At 73.1% G+C, this 25,666-nt stretch carries 33 protein-coding genes; all 33 read right to left on the minus strand.

What is annotated here, in order from left to right:
• Nucleotides 1-218 precede the first annotated feature (218 nt).
• On the minus strand, nt 219-545 hold the full coding sequence (locus ACFXPX_RS36680) for a hypothetical protein (RefSeq protein ID WP_380528202.1): 327 nt from the start codon (nt 543-545) through the stop codon (nt 219-221).
• A 240-nt stretch (nt 546-785) separates the two neighbouring features.
• The gene (locus ACFXPX_RS36685; protein ID WP_380528204.1) at nt 786-1,484 is read right to left on the minus strand and encodes a hypothetical protein; all 699 of its coding nucleotides are present in this window, start codon (nt 1,482-1,484) and stop codon (nt 786-788) included.
• 152 nt (nt 1,485-1,636) lie between these two features.
• Entirely contained in the window at nt 1,637-2,203 is a 567-nt protein-coding gene (locus ACFXPX_RS36690) for a hypothetical protein (protein ID WP_380594041.1), read from the minus strand.
• 175 nt (nt 2,204-2,378) lie between these two features.
• A complete protein-coding gene (locus tag ACFXPX_RS36695) occupies nt 2,379-2,726 on the minus strand; it encodes a hypothetical protein (RefSeq protein WP_380528209.1) in 348 nt (115 codons plus the stop codon).
• Nucleotides 2,727-2,806: 80 nt separating this feature from the next.
• Nucleotides 2,807-3,232 carry a hypothetical protein gene (locus tag ACFXPX_RS36700; protein WP_380594039.1) on the minus strand — a complete coding sequence of 142 codons (426 nt, stop codon included), beginning with the start codon at nt 3,230-3,232 and terminating at the stop codon, nt 2,807-2,809.
• A gap of 584 nt (nt 3,233-3,816) precedes the next feature.
• Entirely contained in the window at nt 3,817-5,181 is a 1,365-nt protein-coding gene (locus tag ACFXPX_RS36705; RefSeq protein WP_380528211.1) for a phosphoadenosine phosphosulfate reductase family protein, read from the minus strand.
• A gap of 105 nt (nt 5,182-5,286) precedes the next feature.
• Entirely contained in the window at nt 5,287-5,883 is a 597-nt protein-coding gene (locus ACFXPX_RS36710; RefSeq protein ID WP_380528214.1) for a hypothetical protein, read from the minus strand.
• A gap of 198 nt (nt 5,884-6,081) precedes the next feature.
• Nucleotides 6,082-6,648, minus strand: a complete 567-nt coding sequence (locus tag ACFXPX_RS36715; RefSeq protein WP_380528216.1) for a hypothetical protein — start codon at nt 6,646-6,648, stop codon at nt 6,082-6,084.
• Nucleotides 6,649-6,971: 323 nt separating this feature from the next.
• Nucleotides 6,972-7,997 carry a hypothetical protein gene (locus ACFXPX_RS36720; RefSeq protein WP_380528218.1) on the minus strand — a complete coding sequence of 342 codons (1,026 nt, stop codon included), beginning with the start codon at nt 7,995-7,997 and terminating at the stop codon, nt 6,972-6,974.
• An 88-nt stretch (nt 7,998-8,085) separates the two neighbouring features.
• Nucleotides 8,086-8,349, minus strand: coding sequence for a hypothetical protein (locus ACFXPX_RS36725; protein ID WP_380528219.1), 264 nt, complete (start codon nt 8,347-8,349; stop codon nt 8,086-8,088).
• A gap of 121 nt (nt 8,350-8,470) precedes the next feature.
• The gene (locus ACFXPX_RS36730; RefSeq protein ID WP_380528221.1) at nt 8,471-8,722 is read right to left on the minus strand and encodes a hypothetical protein; all 252 of its coding nucleotides are present in this window, start codon (nt 8,720-8,722) and stop codon (nt 8,471-8,473) included.
• Between the two features lie 400 nt (nt 8,723-9,122).
• Entirely contained in the window at nt 9,123-9,548 is a 426-nt protein-coding gene (locus tag ACFXPX_RS36735; protein WP_380528223.1) for a hypothetical protein, read from the minus strand.
• 75 nt (nt 9,549-9,623) lie between these two features.
• Nucleotides 9,624-10,742 (minus strand): hypothetical protein, encoded by a 1,119-nt coding sequence (locus tag ACFXPX_RS36740; protein ID WP_380528224.1) that lies wholly within the window; start codon nt 10,740-10,742, stop codon nt 9,624-9,626.
• 98 nt (nt 10,743-10,840) lie between these two features.
• Nucleotides 10,841-11,386 (minus strand): hypothetical protein, encoded by a 546-nt coding sequence (locus ACFXPX_RS36745; protein WP_380528226.1) that lies wholly within the window; start codon nt 11,384-11,386, stop codon nt 10,841-10,843.
• 326 nt (nt 11,387-11,712) lie between these two features.
• Complete coding sequence (locus ACFXPX_RS36750) at nt 11,713-12,360, minus strand: hypothetical protein (RefSeq protein WP_380528227.1); 648 nt, start codon at nt 12,358-12,360, stop codon at nt 11,713-11,715.
• Between the two features lie 139 nt (nt 12,361-12,499).
• Nucleotides 12,500-13,111 carry a hypothetical protein gene (locus ACFXPX_RS36755; RefSeq protein WP_380528229.1) on the minus strand — a complete coding sequence of 204 codons (612 nt, stop codon included), beginning with the start codon at nt 13,109-13,111 and terminating at the stop codon, nt 12,500-12,502.
• A 198-nt stretch (nt 13,112-13,309) separates the two neighbouring features.
• Nucleotides 13,310-13,843 carry a hypothetical protein gene (locus tag ACFXPX_RS36760; RefSeq protein WP_380594037.1) on the minus strand — a complete coding sequence of 178 codons (534 nt, stop codon included), beginning with the start codon at nt 13,841-13,843 and terminating at the stop codon, nt 13,310-13,312.
• Nucleotides 13,844-14,066: 223 nt separating this feature from the next.
• Nucleotides 14,067-14,438, minus strand: a complete 372-nt coding sequence (locus tag ACFXPX_RS36765; protein ID WP_380528233.1) for a hypothetical protein — start codon at nt 14,436-14,438, stop codon at nt 14,067-14,069.
• A gap of 174 nt (nt 14,439-14,612) precedes the next feature.
• Nucleotides 14,613-15,329: a hypothetical protein gene (locus ACFXPX_RS36770; protein WP_380528235.1), complete on the minus strand. Its 717-nt coding sequence runs from the start codon at nt 15,327-15,329 to the stop codon at nt 14,613-14,615.
• Nucleotides 15,330-15,343: 14 nt separating this feature from the next.
• A complete protein-coding gene (locus tag ACFXPX_RS36775; protein WP_380594035.1) occupies nt 15,344-16,108 on the minus strand; it encodes a hypothetical protein in 765 nt (254 codons plus the stop codon).
• Between the two features lie 172 nt (nt 16,109-16,280).
• Nucleotides 16,281-17,156 (minus strand): hypothetical protein, encoded by an 876-nt coding sequence (locus ACFXPX_RS36780; RefSeq protein ID WP_380528238.1) that lies wholly within the window; start codon nt 17,154-17,156, stop codon nt 16,281-16,283.
• 100 nt (nt 17,157-17,256) lie between these two features.
• A complete protein-coding gene (locus ACFXPX_RS36785; RefSeq protein WP_380528240.1) occupies nt 17,257-17,439 on the minus strand; it encodes a hypothetical protein in 183 nt (60 codons plus the stop codon).
• 168 nt (nt 17,440-17,607) lie between these two features.
• On the minus strand, nt 17,608-18,390 hold the full coding sequence (locus tag ACFXPX_RS36790) for a hypothetical protein (RefSeq protein WP_380594033.1): 783 nt from the start codon (nt 18,388-18,390) through the stop codon (nt 17,608-17,610).
• 160 nt (nt 18,391-18,550) lie between these two features.
• A complete protein-coding gene (locus ACFXPX_RS36795) occupies nt 18,551-19,096 on the minus strand; it encodes a hypothetical protein (RefSeq protein ID WP_380528243.1) in 546 nt (181 codons plus the stop codon).
• A gap of 214 nt (nt 19,097-19,310) precedes the next feature.
• Nucleotides 19,311-20,126, minus strand: a complete 816-nt coding sequence (locus ACFXPX_RS36800; protein ID WP_380644598.1) for a hypothetical protein — start codon at nt 20,124-20,126, stop codon at nt 19,311-19,313.
• Between the two features lie 134 nt (nt 20,127-20,260).
• Nucleotides 20,261-20,860 carry a DUF6197 family protein gene (locus ACFXPX_RS36805; RefSeq protein ID WP_380594029.1) on the minus strand — a complete coding sequence of 200 codons (600 nt, stop codon included), beginning with the start codon at nt 20,858-20,860 and terminating at the stop codon, nt 20,261-20,263.
• 128 nt (nt 20,861-20,988) lie between these two features.
• Complete coding sequence (locus tag ACFXPX_RS36810) at nt 20,989-21,381, minus strand: hypothetical protein (RefSeq protein ID WP_380528249.1); 393 nt, start codon at nt 21,379-21,381, stop codon at nt 20,989-20,991.
• Nucleotides 21,382-21,482: 101 nt separating this feature from the next.
• Entirely contained in the window at nt 21,483-21,779 is a 297-nt protein-coding gene (locus ACFXPX_RS36815) for a hypothetical protein (RefSeq protein WP_380528252.1), read from the minus strand.
• A 246-nt stretch (nt 21,780-22,025) separates the two neighbouring features.
• On the minus strand, nt 22,026-22,364 hold the full coding sequence (locus ACFXPX_RS36820) for a hypothetical protein (protein ID WP_380528254.1): 339 nt from the start codon (nt 22,362-22,364) through the stop codon (nt 22,026-22,028).
• 126 nt (nt 22,365-22,490) lie between these two features.
• The gene (locus tag ACFXPX_RS36825; protein ID WP_380528256.1) at nt 22,491-22,916 is read right to left on the minus strand and encodes a DUF3846 domain-containing protein; all 426 of its coding nucleotides are present in this window, start codon (nt 22,914-22,916) and stop codon (nt 22,491-22,493) included.
• Nucleotides 22,917-23,024: 108 nt separating this feature from the next.
• Complete coding sequence (locus tag ACFXPX_RS36830; protein ID WP_380594027.1) at nt 23,025-23,507, minus strand: hypothetical protein; 483 nt, start codon at nt 23,505-23,507, stop codon at nt 23,025-23,027.
• Between the two features lie 169 nt (nt 23,508-23,676).
• The gene (locus tag ACFXPX_RS36835) at nt 23,677-24,045 is read right to left on the minus strand and encodes a hypothetical protein (protein ID WP_380528259.1); all 369 of its coding nucleotides are present in this window, start codon (nt 24,043-24,045) and stop codon (nt 23,677-23,679) included.
• A 73-nt stretch (nt 24,046-24,118) separates the two neighbouring features.
• Nucleotides 24,119-24,415, minus strand: a complete 297-nt coding sequence (locus ACFXPX_RS36840; protein ID WP_380528261.1) for a hypothetical protein — start codon at nt 24,413-24,415, stop codon at nt 24,119-24,121.
• Nucleotides 24,416-25,666 lie beyond the last annotated feature (1,251 nt).

Here is a 25,666-nt window from a genome sequence, read left to right on the forward strand (position 1 = left end):
CCCCCCGGGCCCGCCCGCCGTTCGGCTCTCGGGGCGCAGGCCCCCGCTGCTGTGCGCCCGTCGGCGACCAGCCGCTGCTCCGTGCCGCGCCAGCCCCAACAGGGTGACGCGACGGTGCCCGGATGGCCGGTCGGCCCCACGTCATCGGGCGGCCTGCTCCGACCGGCCCCGGGGGGAGTCCCCGGGGGGACGGGCCAGCCGCCCGCCCGAAGGGGGCGTCAGGACCGCAGCTCGGCCCCGGCCTCCTCGGCGTAGCCGACCTCGTAGACCACCGGGTGGCCCTGGTCTCCCGCGGCCAACGGGTGCCCCTTCGGCCAGGACACGGTCACCACGGCGTCAGCCACGGCGTCGTCGATCAGGCGCAGCACCTGGTCCCGCGCAGAGTCGCTCAGGCCCTGCTGCTCCTCGTCGGCTTCGGTGGCCTCCACCTTGGCGCCGTACTCGTCGATGGTGTTCTGGTGGGCGGAGGCGATGATGCCGGCGCAGGCGGCCGTGAGGTAGCCGGCGGACACGGGCAGGTTCTCGGGGAGGGCGGTCAGTCGCATCGGTTGACTCCTTCGGGGTGGGGCCGCCCGCGGGGTGCGGGCGGCGTCGGACGTCGGCGGGGTGCGGGTCGGCGAGGCCGCCGAGCAGGGGCCGGCGGTGCGGCAGTGCTCGCACCATCGGTCATGGCGGTGTTCGCTGGTCGGGTTGCTGTGCGGCTGCGGGTCCGGCGCGCGCCGGGTCTGCGGTGGTCGCGGTCGACCCCCGCGGTGGATGCTAGGGGCCGGCCGCGCGCGGCCGTGTCAGGCGATGCGCTCGACGTGGGCGAAGATGACTCGTTCCTCGGAGTGCTGGTCGAAGCCGCGCTCGCCGCTGTGATGGGTGAACCGGTAGGTCCCCGGCGGCACCTCGACCACCGCCACCCGCTGCCTGGCGGGGTCGCCGCCCCGGCTCCGCCAGTGGTCGTGGTCGGCGATCGAGTACGCCCACACGTCGGTGCAGACGGTTGTCAGGCAGACCTCGCCCGGCAGGTCCACGGCATCGCCGTCCTCGTCGAGGGCGGAACCGGCGATGATGTACCGGTCCGGCCCGGTGCGGTACAGGCCCGGACAGCTGTTGCCCACCGGCCCGTAGGCGCAGCCGATGGCGGCCAGGGCCTCGATCGCCTGCGCCTTGCCGAGGGCGGAGTAGTAGCTGGCCCGCACCTGCGAGTCCACGTCGAAGTCGTAGACCGGGCTCAGGTTGTCGCGGACGACCATCTTCCCGGACGGCACTTCCAGGGTGATCACGGTCGTGATGCCGTCCGCGTACCGGCAGGGCTCCTCGGTCTGGACGGAGCCGTCCCGGACGGTGAGCTCCACCTTCTCGTCGCAGTAGAGGCAGTAGGGCGTGCCGCCCAGCACGATGAGCGGCTCCTCGTCGTCGACCAGGTAGACGTCCAGCTTGTCCTTCCGGATGAACAGGTGGCCGTTGCTGTCGAGCGGCAGGGTGGTGAGGGGCATGGGGGCTACTCCTGGTTGATCTGGGCGGGTTGAGGGGGCGGACCAGCCAGGACCGCCCCCGATGTGGAAAACTATACCACATAAAACATGCGGCGGGTGCTCGCGTTCGGCACCGGTGCCGGGGCATGGTTCCGATCGCCGGGTGCGGTTGATCAGGGGTTGGCGGGGCAGCAGGCGGCCCAGTGCCACATCAGGCAGGGGGCCCCGGCGCCGTGATCCGGGCAGGTGGGCTCAATGCGGTCCCAGCCGACTCCACCGCACGGGTGGGTGTGGCAGGTGCAGGTCTCGTACGTGGGGGTGCCGTGTTTGACGCCGCGGGAGGCCTCGCGGATGGCGTCGATGACGGCCTGTTCGCCAGCGTCGGCCCGCAGGCCGAGCGAGATGGGCAGGAGTGCGGCGCCGACCTGTGCGGGGTCGGCCAGAGCATCCAGTGGGAGGCCGGCCGGCTGCTCGGTGCTCCCGTCCTCGCGGAGGCTGGCCCACTGCCAGCCGTTCTCGGTCGACCAGGCGGCGAGCAGGCCGTCGGGGTGCTGCTCGGCGCTGACGAGCGGGTGATCGGCTCGCCAGGTGAGGACGGCGGAGGGGATGGTGTTCCCCGCCGTGTCGTACTCGTCGTACTCGCGGATCTCCAGGTGGCGGGGTCGCAGGCCGGCGGCGGCGAGGTGGGTCTCGACGCTGTCGATGTACGTCGTCGCCTGGTCCTGAGTGAAGTCGGTCATGGCGTCCTCATTGCTGTTGCGCGGGCTTGGGCTGAGCGGCTCCTCGGGCGCCGCCGCGAAGGTGCGCGTCCCGGGCCGCGATCGGGTGGAGCGGTGGCCGGCGCCTGCCCGGCCGCGGGAGCGGTGGCGGGCAGGCGGCTGGGCGGGCCCGGCCGCGGAGGGCCGGGCGATGGTGTCAGGACGCCAGGGCGGCGATCTGGGCGGCGGAGTGGTCGCAGGCGCGGCACTCGGTGCGCGGCTGGCCGCTGGTCAGGCAATGGGTCATGGCCCATTCGACGGAGGTGCGTGCGGTGCCGATGTGCCCCGCGATGATGCTGTCGGGGCGGACGGTTGCGACCTCTTCCATTTCGGCCAGCAACCGGATCTTGCCGACCAGGTTCCCGGCGTCCTCGCAGGCCTTCTGGGCCCTGGTGAACCCCAGGCGGGTGAGGCGGCCGGTCGGAGCGGCGTGCTCGTCGGCGGCGATGAAGGCGGCGTTCGCCGTGGCGAGCAGTTCGGTGGTGGTCTTCACGGTGGCGGGCATTGGTTTCCTTCTCCTGGGGGCGGGTTGGCCAGGCCGGCCGCCAAGCCAGCCCGACGTGAACAACAATACCACATGAAACGCTACACGTCTGCTCGTGTCGGCCGAGGAAGCGCCGTCCCGGCCAACCGGACACCCATGCGGTGGGGCCCGATAGTTCTCGCGAACCGGTGGTTCCCGTGGTGGGAGAGCACGGTTGCCCCGGCCGCCGTCAGCGCTTCGGCCAGCCACCTTGCGCCGCCCTCCCCCGGCCGTCGCGGCCGCGCACCCATCCCGACCAGCCGCTGCTCCGCCGCCTGGTGGCCCACCTCGTTGTTCCGGATCTTGGAAGCGACCCGGTCGGACAGCACCGTGGCGTCCGGCAGCACCGTCAGCCGGCGTGGCCGCGTCCGGCCGAGATAGGCGAACCCCTGGACGGCGTAGACATGGCCGACATGACCAGGGGAGATCAACTCGCTGCCCAGCGGGGTGATCCTGGTCCGCGGCTGCGGGTCGGAGTGGGCGACCACCCCGCGCACCCCCCCGGTCGGCGGCCAGCGCGAACGCCCTGGCGCAGAACCACGACTCGGCGTTCGACTCCGCGCCGTCCAGGAGCACCAGCCGGTTGAGCTCCAGACTCTGCCGGTAGGGGGCCAACTCGGGGAACACCCGGGTCAGCACCTCCACCTTCATCGGCACCCCCAGCGTCAGCACGCCGTACAACCGGCCGCCCGGCGGCTCGCCCGGTCCCGGCTCCTCGCCGACGCGTTGCAGCCCGAACGCCATGCTGACCACCGGCCAGGACCCGCTGTAGTGGTGCGCCTCGACGAACCGCCGTGCCGGGCCCTCCGCCAGCGCCACGCACCGGTACGCCTCCGGGTCGAACCCGCCCGCGCTGGTCCTGAGCCAGGACGGGCGGCGGGCCGTCCAGCGCTGGCACCAGCCGCTCTCTCCTGGGAGGTCCAGGGTCAGCTGCTCGGCGGTGGGGCCCAGAGCGGACCGAAGGGTCGAGGGCATGACGGGATCACTCTCCTTGGTCGGGTGGGTCGGGCGCGGCCCGCGCGCCCGTGGAAGGGGGCGCCCGCCGCCGCGGCGGGCGGCGGCGGGCGCCGGGTCAGCCGAACAGGGCCAGCTGACCGTCGGGCTCGGCAAGATTGCGGCGGATCGCTGCGCCGGGCCGCATCCGGCGGTACCAGGCGCGGCGGCGCTTGGCCCGGCGGCCGCGCGCGACGGGGCCGGCCAGCACCCGGACGTCCGCGATCGACAACCCGTGCTTGAAGGTGTGACCGGTGCTCTCCTCGGCCCCGGCGTAGTCCTCGGCCAGCTGCGGACCGAGCTGCGCCGAGCGGACCAGGTCGTCCTTGGTGGCCAGGACGCACAGGCGGCAGCTCAGGCGGTCCATCCCCAGGTCGTACGCCCAGTGGTATTCCAGCTGGTGGTCGCGGATCGTCTCCCAGACCTGCCGGTCGGTCATCTCGATGATCGGGTGCCACCGGATGACCGTGCGCCGGGAGTTGCTGGCGGCGCGGTCGATGACGAACTCGGGCTTGCCCGCGCGGCCCTTCGATTCCGCCCCGCGCAGGCCCAGGGCGTAGTACACGACCACGTGCTCGCCCGGCCGCTCCGCGCGCCGCCAGGTGACGAAGCGCGTGACCTGCTTCTTCCCGGGGCCCTCCTTCTGGTCGGAGGTGCACCAGCGCGCGTTCGCGCTGGGCCACATCTGCCGCTCCCGGGTGAACTGCTGGAACAGCCCGCCCTGCTCGCGCTGGGTCACGATGACGGGCACCCCGTAGCGCGCGGACTGGCGGTGTACCAGGTCCAGCGTGCCGGGCCACTCCACCGGCTCACCGCTGTCGGTGCGCCCGAGGTCGTTGTGGATCACGACCACCTTGTCGAGCGCGCCAGCGGCCTCGGCGGCCGTGCACACCAGGTGCTGCATGACCAGGCTGTCCTTGCCGCCAGAGCTGAACACCATGATCTGGTCGGCCTTGGCGAAGGGGCTGTGCCGCTTCGGGCTCGGATCGATGGTCAGCCAGCCGATCGGCAGCCGCGGCGGGTCGACGCGGTGGGCGGCCTCCGACAGGGCGGCCACCTGGTCCTGCGGGTGGGCGAACACCGACCACGCCTGGATGCGGCGGCGCCAGACGTCCGGGCCGGCGCCGGGCTGCTCCCAGAGCACGGCGGCCAGCTGGCGGACGGCGTCGGGGTTGTCGCCGAGCAGCAGCAGTGGGTCCAGCCGGCGTTCGGTGAACTCCTCGGCCTGGTCGTGCTCGTCGGCGGTGGCCCAGGTATGCCAGGCGTCCGCCCGGCGCCGCCACAGCCCCGGGTAGCCGTGGCGGGGGTCGGCGCCGATGTGCTCGGAGAGCAGGTGGACGGCGACGGCGGGCATATCGGCCGGCCAGTCCGCGTCCTGCACGCGGGTGGCGATGGACCGGGCGGCGAAGCGCAGGGCGCGACCGGTGCGCAGCGGGGTGGGCACGGCTCTCCTCGATGGGTTCGGCGGGAGGGCCCGCCAGGGGAAGTCGGCACCTGGGCGGGCGGAAGGGGGCGGCCGCCCGCGAAGGGGCGGGCGGCCGGACGCCGGTCAGAGCAGCGGCAGCAGGGTCTGGTTGTAGGAGGCGAGCAGGATCATCGCCTCCAGCCCGCCCAGGGCACCGGCGGCCACGTCGACGCGGGCCTGGTGCCCCGGCCGGTTCAGGTCGATGCGCACCATCGCCTCCGGCAGCCAGGCCGTGGTGAATCGGCAGGTGAACCGCTCCCCGGCACCGTCGGGGAAGGGGAAGGTGCCGAGCGGGCTGTCGTCGGCCAGCAGCCCGGGGACAGCGCGAGAGAGCCACTGGGCGGCCTCGCCCCTGGGGGCCGGAGCCTCGGGACGCGCCTCGATCGGGATCAGGTCGGTTGAGGCGAGGTCCGTCAGCACCTTCACGGCGGTGGGCAGGCTCAGGTTGTTCAGCTCGACCCGGTGGGAGCGCCGACCGCCGGGGAACTCAAGCCACTGGCCCGTGGTCTGCGTCGTGTCGTCGCCGAACCGGGTGGCGTGCCACAGCGGCTGACCCGGCCCGTTGTGGCTGCTGGTACGGGCCGCGAGCGGCAGCAGGCGCGCGGTCAGCCGCTCGTGCTGCTCGTTCGCGGCGGTGGTCTTCTCGATCTCTTCGGTGGTGACCTCGGTGGTCAGCAGCATGGCGCGCTCCTTGGGGGTGGCGGGTTGAGACGGTCGGGCCGCCCGGCCCTTCCGACATGAAAAACAATACCACATTAAACGTGCTCATGTCGAGATGGCGCACCTCCGGAGCGTCGTCCCCGCGCAGGCGCTGGGCGGGTGTCCCGCCGGCGCCGACCGGGCGGCAGGCGCGAAGCCTCGGCCCGGTCGGCGGTCGGTTCAGCTGGCGGGGTTGAACAGCTCGACGGAGCGCGACAGCGACCACTGGCCGCCGCCGCCCGAGAGGCACGCGATGTCGGGAGAGGATGCGTACAGGTTGTAGGACCCGGAGGGGATGCCGGCGGGGAAGGCGTCGGCGAGCCACTGGCGCCCGTACTCCTCCGTCCACGCGGTCCACACCAGGTAGTCCTGCGGGTTCGGCGCGCCGGTGACGACGGTCTCGTGGCTGGTCATCAGCCGGGTCTCGGTCCAGGGCTCCCCGAACGGCGCGGGCAGGTAGATCGAGAAGTGGACGCGGCGCGGGCCGTTCAGGAACTCCCGCAGCATCCGGGCGTTGTCGTCGTCCGCCGGGAGCGCCCCGCGGGTGACGGTGCGGATGATCCCGTCCGCCTTGTCGGGTACGGCGCTGTAGAGGGTGCCGTGCCCGTAGCCGGGGCCGACGGGCTTGCCGATGCGGTAGCCGTGGACGCTGGTCGCGGTCTTGTCGATGGTGGGCCGCTCGTGGTCTCCCACCATCGGGGGGTAGTCCCTGGTGAGCGGGTACTTGGTGCGGTCGAGCGTGCTCATGCTGTTCTCCTGGCGGGGTCGTAATGGTGGTCGTGGCCACGGTCCGGCCGTCCGGACGGGCTCCCAGGCGCGGGTGCGGATCGGCCTCCCTGTCCGGTTCGAAGGCGACCGAAGGGCGCTGGGTCCCCGCCCCTCCGCGGGCGGCGTCGGTGAACCGGAGCCCGGGTGGGGTCGGCGCGAGGGGGCACCCCGACTTGCCGATGTAAAAAACATTACCACATGAAACCTGCAAATGCGATGCGTGCCCCCAGGTCGTCCGCCCCAGCGGGGCACCAGGGCGGCGCCAGCCGGGCCGGCGCTGCGCGCCCCGGCCCGGCCAGCACTCACACGGGTTGTGCACCGCCCGCGCTCGCGGCCTCGCTCTCGACGACGTCCAGCACCTGCGGCAGGTCCGCCGTCAGGCCCTCCAGCCCTCGCGCCGACTGGTTCTCGGCGGTCAGGATCCGGTGGTGGCCCACCGCCTCTCCCTCTGCGTTCAGCCGGTAGCGCCACACCTCCGTGCCCCAGTAGTGCTTCGGCTGGTACTCGCCCCCGCCATCCGGGTCGATGATCACCAGCTCCGAGCCGTCCGCGAGCGCCACCCGCACACCGTCCCCGCTCGGGCACGGCCCCGACGGGATGCCCCGAGCGGTGAGGGCCTCCCGGATCCGGGCGCCGACGGTCGTGGTGCGCCGATGCCGGCTGACCGCCACCAGCGCCCCCACGGCGGCCACGCACCGGGCGGTGTCCTTCCATGGGCCATTACTCCGCGACCCGTCATAGACCACGGCGTCCGGTACGCCGCGTTCGTCCCTGCTGTAGCGGCTGAGCACCGCCACCCACCCGGCGTGGTCGCTCACCGAATGCCCCAGCGTGCGGGCCTTGCCCGTGATCCGAATCTGACCACCCGTCACGCCGACCGTGATCGTCGGCACGTGATCGATGTGGCACAGATCCGGGTGGTATTCCGCCTCCTGCAAGGCGCGGTACAGGTGGTAACCGGCCCCGGGCGGACCGCCGAGCATCCACGCGCTGTACCGGTCGCGTCCCTCGGCAGCAGCATCGACCGGCACCAGCTCGGCGCCGAGCGTCGCCAGCAGCGACGCCACCCGCTGCGCGCTGCGCCCCGGGGTCGTCGTCCAGGAGCTCGCGAACACGACTTCGCCGCCCTCGGCCTGGACCAGCTGCCACAGCAGCAGGCCCTGGTCCAGCGCCAGGTAGAGGGTGTGGTGCTGGTGGTTGACGGTGATCTGGACCTCGGCGGCCGCCTGGCCACCGAGGTCGATGGCGGCGGCGGGGATCCGGCGCTCGGTCAGGTGGTCGGCGAGCCACTTGGCGCGCTGGCCGTCGGGTAGGGATGCAATGGGCATGACGGTGCTCCTGTTCGTTGGGGGGTGCGGGATCGTGGGGGTCTGGCCGGGGCGGCGGCGGGCACCGCCCCGGTAGGCGGACGGGCGGTCAGGACCGGCGGGCCAGAAGGACGTTCACCTGGTCCGTGTCGGCGAACTCGTATCCGAGCGGGGCCAGGGTGAGGCGGGCGGTCTCCAGGGCGGGCGTCCAGGGGCCGGTGACGACGGTGACCACCACCCATTCCGGCCGCCCGCACGGCCTGCCGTCCTCGGTCAGGACGGTCGTGACGTCCGTGGGGTGGTTCTCGTCGGCGGGCGCCAGCCCGACGGCCTTCAAGTGGTCGGACACCCTGAGTGCGCAGTTGCGGCGCATGCTGCTTCGGCCTTCCTCGCGGGGTGAGCCGGGAGGGCCGCCAAGCCCTCCCGACGCGATCATCGATGCCACATGAAACGTGCCGCCGGGCGTGTGGCGATTCCCGGGGCGACGGTCACCCCTACGCGAGGCCCTCGTCCGTCGGCGGGTTGTAGATCGCGATGCGGAAGGTGTAGCCCGTGCCCGCGTGCCGGATCGCCTGGCCGACCCCGGCGCGGCGCATCCGGGTCACGAGCCGCATCGCATCGTGGTAGCCGACGCCCTTGTGGGTCAGGACCCAGCTGGCGGCCATCGCGGCGGCGTACGGGGTCCTGAACGGCTTCTGGCTCTTCGTGACGCCTGTGGGGCGAGTGCGAAGGAGCTGGTACAGCATGGGCTCTCCGGTCTGCTCGAAGCGGATTGAACGAGGCGGCCACCCGGCCCGTTCCGACATCACAAACTATACCACATGAAACCTGCCGAGTGGGGTGGTCTCCGCACCGGGAATCCCGGCCCCCTCGGGGGGGGGGCTGCGGAAGGGGCGCCGGGTGGCGGCCCACTGTTCGAGCCGCGCTATTCTGGACTTCCGCTCCTTTTTCAAGTGGTAGATGAATCGAACAGGCTCTTCTGCGGTTGATGGGTGCGGGTTGAGCGGGCGGGTAGTCGTGCACCTCGTCCAGACTCCCCCTCGGGGGACCGTCCTTCGGGACGGGCGGCTGCCCGCTCGTACCCCTATTCAGATCCTGGCGTCTGCGTGAACTCGACCGCTCACCAGGACTGTTGGGCTCCGGCGATCACCTCCAACCAGACGCGCTCCCGGCCGGCGGGCGGCTCCCTACCGGCCCGCGGGGGATGATCCGCACCGGGAGCGGGAGCCCGTAGTGGCGGGCCAGCGCGGTGACCGCCTCCGCGCCGCCCTCCACTCGGTCCGGGGCGACCGGCCTCCCGCGGTCGTCCAGCACCTTGTAACTGCCCAGCGGGTAGTGCGAGACGTAGCGCAGGATGCCTCGTGCCCCCTTGTGGTCGGGGAACTCCACCGAGCTGGTGAACGCGTTCGGCGGCCCGACGCGGCGGATGACGGCCTCGGTGCGCGGCTGAGCGCCACCGCCTGCGGGGGCGGGCCGCTCGCCGGCGGCCGGATTGGCGGGCACGGCGGCGGAGTGCGCGGCCAGAGTCGGGCCGGTGACGTGCTCGGCGCCGGGGACAACGAGGGGCTGCATGGTGTCGGTCCTCCAGGGACTTCGGTGGGGACAGCGCCCGGGCGCAGCTCGGTGCTGCGCCCGGGGGACGGGGTGTCAGGGGCGGGTGTCGCAGGCCGGGGTCAGGCGGCCTCCGCCGGCCTCGAACCGCTCGGCGTAGCGGGTAGCGAGGATGTGTGCCGCGCGGGCGCAGCTCGCGTAGAAGGAGCGGTGCTCGTCGAACTCGGCGGCGACCGTGGCGGCCCGGATCGCCTCGGCGGCCTCGGCGACCTCCCGCATGTCTGCGGCCGGTGCGGCGCTGGTACCGTCCTCGACCCCGGCCAGCACCTCCAGGGCCCGGGTCGCGCGGTCGGGGAGAGCCGGGCGGCGGGAGAGGCTCGCCAGTTCGTCGCCGATCTCGCCCCCCATGAGCCGCCGGGCCTCGGCCTCCTGCGGATCGCGGTGGCGGAAGGGGAGCGGCGGGAAGGCGGCCGCCGTCTCGGCGGCGGGCCGCACGAACCGCGGCACCTTCCTGACGGCCATGCTCGTCCCCGGGCCGGCATCGTCCAGCTCGGCCAGGTAGAGCCGCTCCCCGTAGGGCTCCGGCTCCACCACCCGGCGGAGCACACGCAGCGGCCTGCCCCACGACGCCCCGTACCGGTATTCGTTGGCCAGGCGGACGACGTCGCCCACCTCCGGCTGCTCCCCCTCGCCAGCCAGGGTCCAGCCCTCGGGGGCTGCGGTGCGCTCCTCGGCCTCGCGGGCCGCCTTGGTGCGCTGGTCGATCACCTGCACCACCCGGTCCACGGCCTCCCACCGGGTGGTCTCGCTCCCCGCGAGCGCGGCACCGTCGAGCTCGACCACCCAACTCCGCACGACCTTGCGGACGGTGGCGCGCGGGGCGCCGTCGACGGCCAACGGGTACCGGCCCTCGTCGTCGCGCTTGCCGATCACGGTGCGGGCAAGGCGGGCCCGGCGCTGCTCCTCCTCGGCTACCCGGCTCCGGGCCTTGGCGGCTTCGTGCTTCCGGCGGGTGACCTCCTGAGTCAGGGCGCCGCGCCGGCTACCGATGCTGGAGAGGGTGGGCATCCGCTCCTCGCGCGGGAGGCCGGGGAGCTGCTGGTCCTGGTAGGCGTTCAGGGCGTCGGCCTCGGCGGTGAGCTCCTGGTCGGTCATCCGGGCCGGACTGGCGGTCCCGATCGGTGCGGGCGCGGTGGTGGTGGGTGTTGCGGACATGGGTGGTCGACTCCTGTCGGATGAGGGTGTGCGGTGGCGCGGCGGGGCCTGGCGGCGGGGCGCGGGGGCCGGAGGTTGCTCCGGCCCCCGACGGAGGGTCAGGCGGCCGGGCGGAAGCCGATCGGGACGGGGGTGATCGACTCGCGGCGCACGCAGTAGAGCTTCTTCTCGTCGGCGACCTTGGTCAGCCGGTAGCGGGGCTCGTCCTCGCCGAACCGGGAGCAGCGCGGGCAGTCGGAGCAGAGCTGCGCCCGGTACAGGCCGTGCTTGGCGGCCTGGCTGCCGTGGTAGTCGACGAGCGCCCCCGGCTTCACCGGGCCCGGCTCCTCGATCTTCTCGGCCTCGGGCTCGGCGGCCTCGGCGTCGCCCGGGCAGGGCTGCTGCTCCTGGGGCTCCGGGCGCACAGTGGGCCCCAGGTTGACCCAGCCCGCCGCCCAGCTCGGGGTGTCGTACGCGGCGCTGACCCAGTTGTTGCCGGGGTCGGCGGGGGTGTCGAAGCCGAACGCCACGGGGTCGCCGGTGACCGGGTCGGGGGCGACGTACAGGCACCGGAAGATCAGCACCTGGGCGGCGGACTGCCCCGGCTGGCCGATGACGTAGGTGGTGCCCGGGACGAAGAACGAAGGCGCGGACGGCAGCTTCACGGTGGCTCCTTGGTCGGGAAGAGCGGGTTGAATCGGGCGGACCGCCAGGCCCTCCGACAAGAAAAACTATACCACACTGAACCTGCAATCGGGGGCGAGTGAGGCCCTGGGGGTGTGACCTCAAGTTCGCCCCCGGCGGGCGATGGCAGTATTTCCGGGCCTGATGACTGATGAGCCAGAAGTGGTCTAGGCCAAATCCCGGGACATGATTGTCATGCGCGCGTCGCAAGTGATGACCCCGCGTCACCGGTTGCGCCGCCCCGGGGGCCAGGGTGCGGAATTGACGCTCCGGAATTCGGCAATTCCGGGCTGAATTCCCCTCGGAATTACGGTGCCGTGCCCGTGTCCGGCCGGGCGGACCGGTGCCCGAAGTAGCTGGCGGGCAGGACGGTCAGCAGGGGCCTGCTGCCCGGTGCGGCATCCTCCGGGGCGTCCCACTCGTCGCTGCCCGGGGCGGCGAGCGTCACCAAGTCGACTCCGCCGAAACGGAATTGGGGTCCGACGAACCGGGACGGCCAGACCGTCCACGCGCACCACGACTCGTCGGCCGCCTTGTGGGCATAGGCCAGGATGCTGCCCGTCAGATCGTCGGCGGTCACCGGAAGGGCATCGGCCGCCCGCCAGTGCTGCGCCTGCCGGGTGCCGTCCGCCGTCCGGATCGGGCTGGTGCGAACCGCGGAGCGGACGTCGGCGAGGGTGAGCGGGTGGTGGTACGTCCCGGCCGGCGCCCTGCCTTCCGACAGCCAGCGCTGGAAGGCGAACGAACCGCCCCGCCACCTCCATTCGAGGTGGAACCGGCCGCTACCGCGGGCGGTGTCGCCGGAGAGTGTCATCACGAAGCCGTCGCCGTCGTTGTCGGGGCTGGCCGGTGCCCATGCGACCGACGCCGACCAGCCGTGCTTGCGGGCGTAGGCGGCGACCTCGGCGATGTGCTTCGGGGCGGCGGGCGCGGCGGGGATGGTGATGGCGAGCAAGGGGGCTCCTAGGTGGTGTGAACCGTGTGTCGGGAGGGGGGTGGGGTGCCATCCCGTCCCCCTTCCGACATGAAGAACTATACCACATGAAACCTGCAATGGTGGTGTCCGCTCCCTTCCCTCGGGGGTGCGCTCCCGCCTATGCGCGAACGGCGGGCAGTACGGTGAGCATCGGCTCGCTCCCCGGGACGGCGTCCCTGGGCCACCACCCCGGCCGCGCCCAGCCTGCTGAGGCGGACGTGACCAGGCAGTCGAGGCCGAGGAACGCGCCGCCGGTGAACCGGGACGGCCACACCGATTGGGAGATCCCCGTCCTGTCCGCGATGCGCCGGACCTCGGCCAGCACTGCGGGCGTCAGCTCCTCCACGGTCGGTGGCAGGACGCCCTCGGTGGTCCAGTCGCGCGGCCAGTCGACCGGCTCTCCCCCCACCGGGTAGACGGGGTTGTTGCGCACCGCGCTCTCGACGTCGGCTCGCTCGACCGGGGACCGCTGGTACTCCTGGCCGGGGTACCGGCCCCGGGAGTAGTGCGGCTGGTAGAGGTAGCCGCGGCCGTTGCGGTTGAGCCAAACCAGCCGGAAGCCGGCGGCCCCGCGCAGCGGCTCCGCCGTGAGGGTCACGATGAACTGGGGGCCGGTGTTCGTGGGCCCGGCCGGCTCCCACGCCACGGTGCACTCCCAGCCGTAGCGGCGGGCCTGGGCGGCCGTCTCGGCCACCTTCTTCGGCGTCCTGGGCTGAACGGTGGTGGGCATGTCTGGTCTCCGTCTCGGGGAGTGCTGTGTGGAAGGGGAGCGGGCCGGGCGCCGCGCGGCGCCCCGGCGCCTGGGGTTCGGTCGTGTCGGCGGGCAGCAGCAGCTGCTGCCCTCCGACACGATGGCGGCCACGGTCGGCCCCGCGTTGGGGCGCCTGCGGCCGGGCCCGCGGACGAAGCGGTCCGCGGGCCCGGAGCGTTACGGCCGGTCCGGCTCCACCGCGCGGTAGGTGATCCGGAAGCCGGTCAGCGTGTGCACGGTGACCTTGCGCCCGTGGTCCTCCCGCTGCACTCGGGCGCCCTCGCGCATGTACCGGGCTACCTCGAACACGGCCAGCACGGTGCTGATCCGGCGGCTGGGCTCGGGGATGCCGTTGCCGGTCACCGACGTGCTCAGGCGTAGCGGTCGGACCTCCAGGTCGTCCTCGATCACGCGCAGCGCCGCCCGGGCCCCTTCGTTGAACGCCTGGTGCAGCACCCCGTACTGGTTCTTGTCGTCGGCCATGCGAACCCCGGGGACGGGGGCCATGCGGGCCAGTGCCGCGGCGGCGTGGGAGCGCCCTTCGGCCGTCAGGAACGTGCGGCGCTCCCGGCCCTGGCCGTGGTGGACGGCGAGATCGCGGGCGACCAGGGCGTTGCGGGTCGGCCGCTGGTCGAACACCTCGCCCTCGACGTCGGCGAGTGCCTCGATCGCGGCGGTGTCCATGCGCGGGCTGGTCTTGAGAGTGGTCACGGTGATGGCCTTCCGGGCTGGTCGGGACGGTCGGAGGGTGGGGCGCCCCGCGGGCGGGGGGGCCGCGCGGCGCCCCCGCGGCGCCCGGGCGGGGGGGGTGGGCGGGCAGCGCCCGCCCCCCCGGGCGGCCGAGCTCGCGGTACGCCGTGCGGGCCCCCGGGGCGGGGCCGGGCGGGGGGGGGGGCCCCGCCCGCCGGGGGGGGCGGCGCCGCGCCCCGGCGGCTCAGGGCCGGGTGGTGTCGGCGGGCAGCGCGCGCCAGCGCGGGCGGCCGAGCTCGCGGAACGCCTTGCGGCAGCCGGGGCAGACGCGCACGGGGCGGCGGCGTGCCAGGCGGCCGAGCCTGCGGGACTTGGGGCTGCCCTTCGGGCGGTGGGGGGCGTAGGAGCGGTCGTTGGCGAACCATTCGCGATGCATCTCCAGCAGCCCGGCGAACCCTCCGCCGTCCACCTCCTCGCGGACCCAGTAGATGTCGACGAAGTTGCCGCACAGGGCCGGGGCGCGGGTTCCCGGGCCGGGGTAGCTGTAGCGGGGCGGCAGGGCGTGGTCCCACTTGCCGCTGCGGCTGTAGTGGAGCTTGGGGGTGCTCTCGGGCACGGTGGTCCTCTCGGTGGAGCGGGTTGAGACGGTCGGGCCGCCCGGCCCTTCCGACATGAGAAACAATACCACATAGAACGTACTCTCGGGGGTGTGCGGAACTCTTCTCTGCGCCACGCGGTGCCGCGGTGGCGCCGTCGGGGGCGGGTCGGGCGCGCCCCCGACGGCGAGTGCTCAGCTCTCCCGGACGACCAGGACGGGCGTCGGCAGACCGTAGTGGTGGGCGAGCAGGGTGATCGACTGCCTTCGGTCGGCGTCGCCCACCTGGACGTCGACCCACCGGTGGTCGACCACCTTGTACTGGGCGCTGGCGTAGGTCGAGCGCAGGGAAACGTACCCGCCGGCCCCGGGGTGGCCGTCGAACGTGACCGACCAGCTGGTCGGCTCGGGCTCGAACTCGGCCGACCCGGACCTGCGCGGCCTGGCTGTGGTCTGCGGCCGCGCGGGCTCGGGAACCCGGACAACGGTCTGGGGGGAACCGGGGAGGACGATCTCCAGCCCGTGCGCGGCCAGGTGCGCCCGGTCGGCGCGGATCGCTTCGTCCCACCGGTCCCGGGCCGCTCCGGCCCGGCCGGGGCGCAGGTAGTGGCGGCCGTCCTGGATGCGCTGCACGGCCACGCCGTCGTCCCACGCTGCCAGGTGCCAACCGTCGGCGCCCTCGTCGGCCGGCGCGCGCTCGCGCAGCGCCATGATCCGGGCGGTCTCGCGCACGTACCAGCGGGGCGCGCCCGGGTGCGCCACGAACGCCTGAGCCGTGCTGCCGCCCCCGCCCGGGGTGGTGGTCTTCGACTTCTGCTCGCCTTCCTCGCTGAACTGGGGGTGTGGGTTGGGCCGGCCGGTTGCCTGCCCCGGCTGGCGGGCGGCCCGTGCTCGGCGACTGGGGCCGGTCACGGGCCGATGCGCCGTCAGGAGCAGGGGAGTTGGGGAAGGGCGCGGGCCAGGAAGGCGGCGGCGGCGGCCTTGACGTCACCGTCGAACCCGGTCTGGAGCAGTTGGAGCGCGGCCGGGCCGTACGTGTCCAGCAGGTAGGGGCCGATGACGAGCTGGTACGAGGCGTCGGGCGACGGGCTCTGGCGGGCGTCGTAGACGTCCCCGCTCGCCAGGGCGTGGATGATGTTGATCCCCGCGCTCCACCCCTCCCGCAGCATGTCGTGCTCGTCCGTCAGCTCCGGGTACAGCTCGGCCAGGTCCTGCTCCGTGGCGTCGGCCGTCACGGCCCCTTCGGCCAGCGCCCGGGCGACGTGGTCGGCGGCCAGCGGGAAGATGCGCATCCAGTGGTTGGCCTCCTCGCCGATCAGCACGGTGAACGGGGGCAGCGTCGGTGCCCCCGCGGTGGCCCAGTTCTCCTTCATCCACCGGCGCACCGAGGCCACCGTCTCGCGCCGGTGCAGCCTGTCGCCCTGGTGGGCGGTCCAGCCCCGTCGGTCGGTGGTCGCCTCGTTCCAGTGGCCCTCGGCCAGGTCGTCGCCGTGGCCGTCGGTGAGCGTCCACTCGATTCGGCTGGTCTTGCCCGGCCTGCGGAGCAGCATCAGGCGGTGGAACGCGCCGTCGATGGTGACCTTGACGGTGACCCGGTCGCTGTCGGCGGTGGCGGGGATGCCGCTCTCGGTGAGCTGGACGGCCAGCTGCTCCGCCTCGGCGGCCGCCTGCATGGCTGCGTACTCGATCATGGGATTGCTGGGCATGGTGGCCCTCTCGGTCGTGGCGGGTCGATCCGGGTGGGCCGCCCGGCCCTCCCGATATGAACAACAATACCACATGAAACATGCCTCCGGTGGGTCGGGCCACCCCTGATTCGCCGACCGGCGGCCCGCCGCCGACACCACCCCGTCGAACGGGCGGTCAGCCGGCCAGCAGGGCTCGGAAGTCGGCGGCCTCGTGCGCGCGCCGCACGTCCGGTGGCAGCGGGTCCAGCGCGGCCACCGACGCCTGCGCGTACTCCGCGGCCCGCAGCGCCAGGCGCAGCGCCTCGCTGATTCCGTCGCGCTCGTACGCCGACGGCTCCGGGGCCGCCGCCAGCTCCGCCCACCCGTCCGCCAGCCGCTGCGCCCGGGCGATGGCCTCCAGCGCGGTCACGGCCGGCTCCGGCCGCTGATAGGTCGCCAGTACCTCCCGGCTCATGTCGATCCAGACGCGGGCCTGGCCGTGCTCCGCGGCGGCCCGAAGCGCCTCGTCGTGCAGGCTCTGGGCGCTGCGCCCGTTGAGCACCACCTGCCAGCGCCCGGTCGGCGTGGGGGCGTGGACGGTGCACCACAGCGGGATCCGCCCGTCGGGGCCGGCCTGGCTGGTGATGCCGTCCGGGACCGGCATGGGGATGTACGGCTGGTCGGGGTCGTCGCCCTCGGGGGCCTCGGCGGCGGCTCGGGCAGCGGCCCGCTCATCGGGCTCATAGGCGAACCCGGTGCGGGTGAGGATGAGGCGGGCGGGGCTCGTGCCGTCGGCGTCCGCGGTGACAAGGGATGAGTGCAGTGCGGCCCCGGGGCGGGCCGCCCGGCAGATCGCGATGAATTCGCCGAGCTCCTCTTCGAGATCCGCGGGCGCTCCGAATGCCCGGTCGGTGGCCTGGATGCCGCAGACCGTCTCCCGGCTCCCGCCGGCGCCCCGGAGGGTGAGCAGCCGGAAGAACTCGGACTGGCTGACCAGCGATCCGGTGAAGCGGTACAGCGGGACGGCGGGCTGGACGCTGATGCCCCCGGCCGCCTGGATGTCGGCTCCCATGGTGGTGGACTCCTTTTGGGGTCGGGCCGCGCGGCCTTGATGCCGCGCGGCCTGGTGGTGGTAGTGGATCGGGGCAGCTGGGCGGTAGGCCTGGCGCTGCTCACAGCTCCATGCCGACCCATTCGCGGTTGGCGATCGCGCGGGCCTCGGGCTCCGTGGCGACGACGTCGAACATGTACGCAGTCAGGTGCGGGTTGCCCGCGATTCGGTCGATGTTCCATACGCCGAACCGGCTGCCCTGCCGGGTGATCATGAGCCCTCGCCCCGGCTGCTTCTTGCTCATGTGGCGGACTACCTCCTCGCCGCGCTTCGGACTGGCGGGCATCTCGCTGAACCGGCCCACGGTTCCTCCCTGTGGCTGCCGCCCGCCGTTGCGATCGGTCGGGGGCGGTGGTGATGGACGACTCGGCGGAGGCCGGGGCGGGGGTTGTCCCCCGCCCCGGCGCTGTGGTCAGGGGCAGGTGACGAGTGGGGCGTGCTCGTGGCACACCGGTACGAGCACGCCGGTCGGGTCGCACAGGACCACTTCGGCGCGGTGGGCGCCCATCCAGGAGCCGTCGAGCCCCCGGTGCCAGGGGCAGAGGTGGACGGTGTCGTCCGCGAGCGTGAGGGCGCCGGGCCCGGTCGCGGCCGGGGCGGCCGGGGCGGCCGGGGCGGCCGGGGTGTACTCGGGAATGCCGAGGCGCAGAGTGTCCGGGTTGCGGAACAGCTCCGCGATGGAGGCGTCGCTGATCGGTTCGGTGGAGGGGCCGCGATGCTGGTTGTACCAGCCGTCGGGGTGCCGCTCCCAGGTGATGCGCCCCTTGGTGACGACGTCTCCCACGGTGAAGGCAGCGGGGATGTCCTGCTCCGCCGGGTAGGGAATCGGGGGCAGGCTGGCCGGGTCCACGTGGCGTTCGGCGTCGACGTCGACCAGTGCCCTGCCGCTCACGGTCACGGTGAACGGGAACTGCCAGTACAGCGGCGGCAGCGGCGGGTGGTAGCCGTGGCGGCTGGGCCGCAGGACGAGGCTCGTCCACCGGTACATCCCTGCCCCGATGCTCTCGATCGCGAGGGTGACGGACTGCTCGCCCTCCTGGGCGAGCCTGACGTCGCCGGGGCGCAGGTCGCGCAGGCGCACGACCGCGAGACCTCCCGGGCGGACGACGGCGCCGCGCTCGGCCGGGGTCCGGGCGGCGGTGGCACCGCTCTTCCCCGCCGGGACAGCTCGTCCCTCGGATGCTGCGTCGATCATGGGTTCTCCCTGGAGATGGTGCGGGTTGAAGAGGCGGGCCGCCCGGCCCGCCGACAGGAAAAACTATACCACACTAAACATGCCACTGAGGGTGTCGGACCCCTCAGGCCTCCGGTCCCACCCGCTGCGCCCCGTGGTTCGAGGGCGCAGCGGATGGGGGCTACCGCTTGGGGCGGATGCCGCGCTCATCCAGCCATCGGCGCACGTACCGTGCGGCGTCGGCCGGGTCGCTGCTGGGCCAGTGCCCGGAAGCCAGGTCCCCGTCGGGGGCGTCGTGGGTCCAGACAAGTTCGCCGTCCAGACCGACGGTCAGCCAGTGCGGCTCGGCCTCGGGCGACTCCAGTACGACGGCGACGGCGTACAGGCGGTAGCCGGTGCTCACCACCTCGGCCGGGATGCCGTCCGTCGTCAGCGCGGCGGCGATCGCGCACGCCGGGCCCCGGTGCCGGTCGTAGTCCGCGTGGACCGCCCACGCGCTGGGCGGGCCGTCCACCGTGGCGCGCAGCAGGCTGGGGAGACGGTGGCCGGCCTGCTCGACGGTCAGCACGGTGACCCTGCGGCGGGGTCCGTCCGGGCCGAGCGGGGTGATCTCGCGGGTGGTCACCTCGCAGACCCTGGCGCCGGTCACGAACGGGCCGGGGAACGTGCTCTGCGGTGACCCGTAGGGATCGGTGGGGCCGGTGTAGGTGCTGGGCTTCTCGGTCATGCTCGTTGCCTCTCGGGGGCTCGGTCAGGGCTGGGGCGTGGGGCCCCGCTGCACCCGGGAAGTGGCCCGGGGCGCAGTGGGGTGAGGTGGTCGGCCGGCTCGGCCTGGATGGTGCGGGCTGAGCCGGGAGGGCCCGCCCGAACCCTCCCGACATGAAAAGCTATGCCACATGAAACCCGCTTCCGGGGGGAGGGGTACCCGCCCCCCGGAGGCGTCAGGCCAGGTGCAGCAGATCGTCCGAATCCAGTAGCGAACCCGTACCCACCGCGTCCGCGCCCGAGGCGAACAGCACCGGCTGAACGGTCCTCACCTTCCCGAACGCCTCGGGCCGCATCCTCGCCCAGGTGGGCGTCCCGCCGCCGCCTACGGCCCGTCGCCTCGGGACTGACGGCGCCGGAGCGGACTCCAGCACCATGGCGAACGCCTCGACCGGCGCCCGGTCGACCGCCGCCGTGCCGCCCGTCCTCGCTGCCTCCGTGGCCGGAGACGGGGGCTGTCGCGCGGGTGTCGGAACCCCGGCCGGGGCGGCGTGCTCGGCGAAGAGGGCGCGAGCCTCGGCCTCGGACCGGCGCCACGCAATCGCCCGGCTGCGCCCCGGCTCCTCCAGCTCGTTCCAGTCGGAGCATGCGCAGGTGACCCTGAACAGCCCGACCTTGCCGCCCGCGATGGCCTCGCTCACCCGGCCTCGGTGGCCGTGCTCCTCGACCTCCACCCGGACCAGCGCGTCGACGGCTTCCCGGGTGACGATCCGCAGCCGGTTGCAGGTCTCGGTGAACGTGGAGCCGTCGACCTCGCTGATCAGCTCGGCCAGCCAGGCGCCGAGCTGGTGGACCCTCACCACCCGGCGGGCGTGGGTCTGCTCGAAGAAGTCCTGGACCGCCAGGCCGCCGGGCCGGACCGTGCGGCCGGTGGAGTCCACCGGCAGATGACACGCCTCCACCCCGGCCCTCAACTGGACCTGCACCTGGTCGACGACCTCGCCCACCCCCTGGTGGCCGGGCTCAATGCTGTCCGCGATCTCGAACGTCATCTGTTCCTGCACGGTGGGCTTCTCCCTGTGGTCTCGGGTTGAGCCGGAGGGCCCGCCCGGGCCCTTCCGACAAGAAAAACTATACCACATGAAACCTGCCTCTGGGGGCAGGGGTCACCCTGCCCCCAGAAGCCTCAGACCAGGTGGGGCGGCTCACCCGGGGCCGACGGCGAACCCGCACCCGCCGACCGCTGCGCCGCAACCGACGGCACCGGGGTGGACTCCAGCACCGTGGCGAACGCCTCGGCCGGCTCCGACCGCGCCTCCTCGGCGGCGGCCCGGAACGCCTCGGCGGCCTCGGCAGCGGTGCGGCCCGGAGCGCAGCCCCACACGTGCACAAGCTGACGGCGCAGGTAGCGCTGCCGGTCCTCGTCCGCTCCCTCCGGGAAGTCCAGCCGGCCCCCGTGCAGGTGCTCCGACAGCATCACCAGAGCCAGCGCGCGGGCCTCGCCGATCGCGGGCCAGTCGTACTCCCGCCGGCTGCTCTGACGCCCGTAGCCGCCCGCCACGTCGAACGCCCCCAGCATCGACGCGTGCAGCGTCACCGTGCGCCCGGCGCTCGCGAACCGCGTCCTCCCCTGGAACAGCCCCACCTGCTCGATGTGCCCCGCCGCCCACCGCAGCAGCCACTGCGCGGTCGCGGGGAGAAGCTCGCTCTCCTGGTCGTAGCGGAAGGACCGGCCGGGCTTCGGGTGACCGGGCAGCAGGCGCGGCGTGTTCAGGCGGTGGGACATGGACGTACCTCTCTGTAGGACGGGCGGGGAAGGTGGACGGGCCTGGCCGGGGGCCGTGCTGCGCCCGGCATCGGCCGGGCGCAGCACGGGCAGGCAGGCGGGCCCGCGAATCGGGGCGGGGCAGCTGGTCAGCTGTACCGGCCGTACCAGTAGCCGGACGGGTGGCGGCGGCTCACGGTCAGCTCAATCCGGGTGCCGTCGGGCAGCGCCGTTTGTACGCGGGCACCGGCACGGAAGGTCGAGATCACGACCCCCGGGGTCGGCGACCCGCTGAGTTCGACCGCGATCGTGCTTCCCGTCACCAGACCGAGGAAGTCCGGCGTACCGACGTTGGCGACCGTGCGCCACCACGCGGCCTTCTCTCGCACACCACCGGACGGGGTCGGTGCCATCGGCTCGAACCGGTCGCCCGGCCGGAAGTCGATTCCGGCCGCGACGTCATCGGCGGTCGGGCTGTGCAGGTGACCGGCGTCGAAGGCGACGGGGACGCTGGACGCGGGGAAACTGGCGGCGGTGTTCATGATCGGACCTCACAGGGGTTAGGACGGGCGGGGAAGGTGGGCGGGCCTGGCCGGAGGCCGTGCGGCGCCCGGTACCAGCCGGGCGCCGCACGGGCAGGGCATCAGGCGCGCGGGGCGGCGGGGTCGGAGGCGAACGCGGGGACCGGGGCGCACAGTCGGCCGATGACGCCGGGCAAGGGCTGGGGCTCACCGGGCCGGACGGCCTGGGCGCGGCGCATCGCGCCGAGCAGGCGGGCCATCAGGTTCCAGCGCTCCGCCGGGCACTCGGTGGCCGGACGCTCGTCCGCCTCCAGGAGGTGGCAGTTCCAGCAGGCCTTGCGGACGTCCGCCCAGTCCACGTAGATGATGTCCGCGTCCTGGTGGCCGCCGACGACGTCGAAGATGTCGTGCTGGATCACTGCTGCTCCTCGGTGTTGTGCGGGTTGAGCCGGAGGGCCCGCCCAGGCCCTTCCGACAAGAAAAACTATACCACATGAAACCTGCCACGTGGTGTGTGTCGGCACGCTTCCCGGATCGGGCACAGCCACCCGCCCGGCGTGGCTACCCGCCGCCGAGCCCGGACCGTGACCGACCGCCCCCGGGGCCGCCGGCCTGAGGCAACCGGTCCGCCGGCCCGAGGGGCGGCCCTGGCGGGCCTGCCACCGTCAGGCGTCCAATCGCACGTGCCACCCCCGGAACGTCGCCAGGTGCTCGGCGCGCTGCCCAAGCCAGGCATCGTCCTCCCACTGCTCCCACGACACATGGACCGCGGCCTCGCGCCAGTACCAATCGACTGCCAACTGCTGCGCCTCACGGCGCGCGTCGCGGGGGGTCGCCGCCCAGATGGCAAGAGCGTGCGTGCCCGCGTCCTCGATGCGCAGGACGACCGTGTACCGGTACATGAACAGGGGGATGGCCAGGCCGGTGAAGTCGAGCATGCGGGGCTTGGTGAGCCGGTGGTACAGCTTCACGGCCAGCGCGGACAGCTTGCGGACAGAGGACATGACGGACCCTTTCGGGGACGGGGTCGGGACGTGGTGGGGCGCAGCAGGGAGCGCGCGGGCCGGGGCCCGGGGTGGGGCGGGGTGGGGCGGCCGGGGAAGTTCCTCGGCCGCCCCACCGGGGTTCGGCTACTCCTGGAGCGCGGCGCGGGCCAGGCGGCGGCGGAACTCGGCGCGGACGAGTTCGGCGAAGGTCTCAATCGTGCCGTGCAGCGCCCGGAAGGTGTCCGGCGCGAGCGGGACGGTGTCACCCATGTGGTTGGCCGTGAGCAACACGGGGCCGTGGTACGCCTGGTAGACCTTCCCGAACCGCCGGGCAAGGTAGGTGGCCACGAGGTTCACCGGCTGGCTGTACGCCCCCTCGTCGTCCATCCACATGTCTACGTTGGGGGTGAGCTCCGCGACGTCGACGAGGCGGCATCCGAGCTTCTCGCGCGTGAAGGGCAGGGTGTCGCCCTTGGGGAGCTCGACCACCTCGACTTCGCCCATGACGGTGATCAGCAGGGCGGGGCGGGCCGGAGCGGTGTTCTCGGAGCGGACGGCGATTTCGGACATGGCGGGGTCTCCTCGGAAGTCTGGGGCGGCCTGAGGCCGTGGGAGGGAGCGCAGCGGCCCAGGAAGGGCGGGGGCGGCCGGTGGGCCGCCCCCGCCGGGGCGGCTGGCTCAGGCGGCCAGGGAGAGCGCCAGCGCGCGGAACCGGGGGCTGAGGGCGACGGCCTCGAAGCGGGCGGCCACCTCCGGGTTCTTCGGGCGGTGGGTCTCCAGCAGGGCGAGCACCCGGGCGGGGGCGAACAGCTTGACCGGCATGGTCTTCATCCGGCGGTTCTTGCCGCCCTTGTTGACCCGGGTCGGGCTCTTGGTGGTGAGGCGCTTGCGGGTCTTGCTCATCGCGTCCGCCTTGCCGAGTTTCTTGCTGATCGCGCCCGCGTTCCGGTAGGCGTCGGCCGGGTCGTAACCGGCCCCCGTCATGATCACCGCGACCGGCAGGGGGCGGGCGGTGCGGACGGCGGCGACCGCCTTGGCCTGGCCGCCCTGCGCGCGGACCTCCTGCGCCCGCTCCCGCAGCACGGCCCGGGTGAGGCGGGCCTTGACGGTCCGGGTGGCGGCCTTCATCGGCTTCTTGGTCTCGGCGGTGCGCTTGGTCACTGTCTTGCCTTCCGGTTGGAGCGGGTTGAGCCGGAGGGCCCGCCCGGGCCCTTCCGACAAGAAAAACTATACCACATGAAACCTGCATATGGAGGTATCCGGCAGTGAAGTTCGCCCGGTCGTCCCGGTCCGGCCGGACGGCACCACCACCGCCCGGCCGGACGCTCCGTCAGCGCGCCAGCGCCCGCCGGGACTCCCGCTGTGCCTCCTGCATCGCCTTCAACGCGTCCGCCCCCATTCCCGACTCGGCGTACTCCACTGCCGACAACAGCGACCGCAGCGCACTCCGCGCGGGGAACTTCCGCCGGTCGTACCGGCCGCGCGTCACCCGGCCGAACATCTCACCCGCGAAATCCCGCAGTTCCCGCAGAGCCTCGGCCCCCTCCAAACCACCCCGAAGAATCGCACCGAAGGAAATCCCGGAAAGGCGCTCCGCTGCGCCCTTCTGGATCATCTCCAAAGCCATTCCGACGATTTGAGTTCCGCCGGTGAAAGCAAAGCTGAATTCGGCTTCAATACGTGCGATGTTGGTTCCCATAATCCGCGTCCTTTTCGTTCTCAGGGGTGGAGTTCCAGGGGGCCGGGCGGTCGGACCGCCCGGCCGGTGCCGACTAAGCGGCGAGGCTGACCGGCTGGGGCTCGGCCGGGGTGGCGCTGGCCACCTGGAACAGCTCGCCCTGGGTGAAGTCCTGACTCGGGGCCAGGCGCAGAACGGCGGCGGCAACCGTCGCCTTGGTCACGGACGGCGGCATGTGCTGCGCCACGGCGACGGTGTTCTTCTCGTGGCGCCAGAGCGCGTAGAGATCGGCCTGTCGGGTGCTGCGGGCCGCGTGCAGGTCGGCGCGGGCGGCCTGGTAACGGGCCTCGGACTCCAGGGCCTTGATCACAAGATCCTCGGGATACTGCACGGTCTCTCCTTCGGTGAAAGGCGGGTTGAGCCGGTCGGGCCGCCCGGCCCTTCCGACATTGAAAACAGTACCACATGAAACGTGCATGAGAGGTGTGATCAGTCCCCGAACCTGGGCCGATCGCGCTGGTCCGCCGCTGCGCGCTTCCACGTAGGTACCACCGTAGGTACCACCGCAGGCACCACCGCAGATACGTGCGTAGGTACCACCGTAGGTACCCCGGGCCCTTTCGGGTCGAGTGAACATCTGCGCAGGTCAGATGGGGTGTGAGAGAGCAAGGAAAATCAGACAACCCCCTCTGTCTGCTCCTTCTTCTGGTCTTGGTGGGATGGGTAGGTCTGTGGTTGTGCGGTTGGGCGGCGGTGGTTTGGCCCTGCGGGGCTGTTGTTGTTTTGGGCGTCCGGCTGGGCCGGTCGCGGTGGTGGGGGTGGGGTGGGTGGGGGCTGCGCCGGGCGGTCGTGGCGGCGTGCTCTGTGTGCTGTCCTGGCGGCTGCGCTGGGCTGGTGTGGTGGCTCTGGTGGTGTGGTGGCGTGTTCGGGTGTCGTGGGTGTCTTTCTGGGTGTTGTGGGGGGTGGTGGCCGGCTTCTGGGTGGTGGTCTGTCGGGCGGCGGTCGGCCCGGTGGTGCTGGCCGGGGCGGCGCCCCGGCTGTCGTGGTGGTGCTCCCGTCCCGGGCGGGGGCGGAGCCCCGGCCGTCAGGCCGTCGTGCTGCTGGGCCTGGTGTTGCCCCGGGCCGGGCGGGCCGACAGGGCCGACACCGGGCCTGTCCCGGGGTTGTGGGGCCTGTTGGGCTGCTTGTGGTGCCGTGTGGGGTGTGCGGGCCCGTCCAGGCCCGGGGGAGGGCGCTGGAGGGCCCGTCAGGGCCCGTGCCGTGCCGGGGTGGTGTCATGGTGTTCCCCAGGGCCCCGCCGGGGCCCCCGGGACGGGCTCCGGGTTTCGGTCGGGAATGGGCCGTCACTTCCCCGTCAGGGGAAGGACGAAGAGCCCTTCCAAGAATGCGCGGCACAAAGTTCACCGGCCTCTCGTCCGGGCCGACGGCCCGGACCGGGAGAGCAGCCCAACCAAGAAACCACGGCACAAAGTTCACCACGCCCCCGAATACGCCGGAGGCGTATTCCCCCAACCCCCACCCACCCCACCGGCCGTCAGGCCGGTGCACCCCAACCCACCGTGAGGGCGACAGCCCTCACCCCGCGCCTGACGGCGCGTCAGCGCCGCCTGGGCGTCAGCCCAGGGTTAAGCCCCTTTAGGGG

Source organism: Kitasatospora sp. NPDC059146 (assembly GCF_042786665.1).
GTDB lineage: Bacteria > Actinomycetota > Actinomycetes > Streptomycetales > Streptomycetaceae > Kitasatospora.

Bases quoted from the DNA above. Each gene is read 5' to 3' on its own strand.
- ACFXPX_RS36680 (WP_380528202.1), bottom strand. From the start codon at position 545: ATGCGACTGACCGCCCTCCCCGAGAACCTGCCCGTGTCCGCCGGCTAC.
- ACFXPX_RS36685 (WP_380528204.1), bottom strand. From the start codon at position 1,484: ATGCCCCTCACCACCCTGCCGCTCGACAGCAACGGCCACCTGTTCATC.
- ACFXPX_RS36690 (WP_380594041.1), bottom strand. From the start codon at position 2,203: ATGACCGACTTCACTCAGGACCAGGCGACGACGTACATCGACAGCGTC.
- ACFXPX_RS36695 (WP_380528209.1), bottom strand. From the start codon at position 2,726: ATGCCCGCCACCGTGAAGACCACCACCGAACTGCTCGCCACGGCGAAC.
- ACFXPX_RS36710 (WP_380528214.1), bottom strand. From the start codon at position 5,883: ATGCTGCTGACCACCGAGGTCACCACCGAAGAGATCGAGAAGACCACC.
- ACFXPX_RS36715 (WP_380528216.1), bottom strand. From the start codon at position 6,648: ATGAGCACGCTCGACCGCACCAAGTACCCGCTCACCAGGGACTACCCC.
- ACFXPX_RS36720 (WP_380528218.1), bottom strand. From the start codon at position 7,997: ATGCCCATTGCATCCCTACCCGACGGCCAGCGCGCCAAGTGGCTCGCC.
- ACFXPX_RS36725 (WP_380528219.1), bottom strand. From the start codon at position 8,349: ATGCGCCGCAACTGCGCACTCAGGGTGTCCGACCACTTGAAGGCCGTC.
- ACFXPX_RS36730 (WP_380528221.1), bottom strand. From the start codon at position 8,722: ATGCTGTACCAGCTCCTTCGCACTCGCCCCACAGGCGTCACGAAGAGC.
- ACFXPX_RS36735 (WP_380528223.1), bottom strand. From the start codon at position 9,548: ATGCAGCCCCTCGTTGTCCCCGGCGCCGAGCACGTCACCGGCCCGACT.
- ACFXPX_RS36740 (WP_380528224.1), bottom strand. From the start codon at position 10,742: ATGTCCGCAACACCCACCACCACCGCGCCCGCACCGATCGGGACCGCC.
- ACFXPX_RS36755 (WP_380528229.1), bottom strand. From the start codon at position 13,111: ATGCCCACCACCGTTCAGCCCAGGACGCCGAAGAAGGTGGCCGAGACG.
- ACFXPX_RS36775 (WP_380594035.1), bottom strand. From the start codon at position 16,108: ATGATCGAGTACGCAGCCATGCAGGCGGCCGCCGAGGCGGAGCAGCTG.
- ACFXPX_RS36780 (WP_380528238.1), bottom strand. From the start codon at position 17,156: ATGGGAGCCGACATCCAGGCGGCCGGGGGCATCAGCGTCCAGCCCGCC.
- ACFXPX_RS36785 (WP_380528240.1), bottom strand. From the start codon at position 17,439: ATGAGCAAGAAGCAGCCGGGGCGAGGGCTCATGATCACCCGGCAGGGC.
- ACFXPX_RS36790 (WP_380594033.1), bottom strand. From the start codon at position 18,390: ATGATCGACGCAGCATCCGAGGGACGAGCTGTCCCGGCGGGGAAGAGC.
- ACFXPX_RS36795 (WP_380528243.1), bottom strand. From the start codon at position 19,096: ATGACCGAGAAGCCCAGCACCTACACCGGCCCCACCGATCCCTACGGG.
- ACFXPX_RS36800 (WP_380644598.1), bottom strand. From the start codon at position 20,126: ATGACGTTCGAGATCGCGGACAGCATTGAGCCCGGCCACCAGGGGGTG.
- ACFXPX_RS36805 (WP_380594029.1), bottom strand. From the start codon at position 20,860: ATGTCCCACCGCCTGAACACGCCGCGCCTGCTGCCCGGTCACCCGAAG.
- ACFXPX_RS36810 (WP_380528249.1), bottom strand. From the start codon at position 21,381: ATGAACACCGCCGCCAGTTTCCCCGCGTCCAGCGTCCCCGTCGCCTTC.
- ACFXPX_RS36820 (WP_380528254.1), bottom strand. From the start codon at position 22,364: ATGTCCTCTGTCCGCAAGCTGTCCGCGCTGGCCGTGAAGCTGTACCAC.
- ACFXPX_RS36825 (WP_380528256.1), bottom strand. From the start codon at position 22,916: ATGTCCGAAATCGCCGTCCGCTCCGAGAACACCGCTCCGGCCCGCCCC.
- ACFXPX_RS36835 (WP_380528259.1), bottom strand. From the start codon at position 24,045: ATGGGAACCAACATCGCACGTATTGAAGCCGAATTCAGCTTTGCTTTC.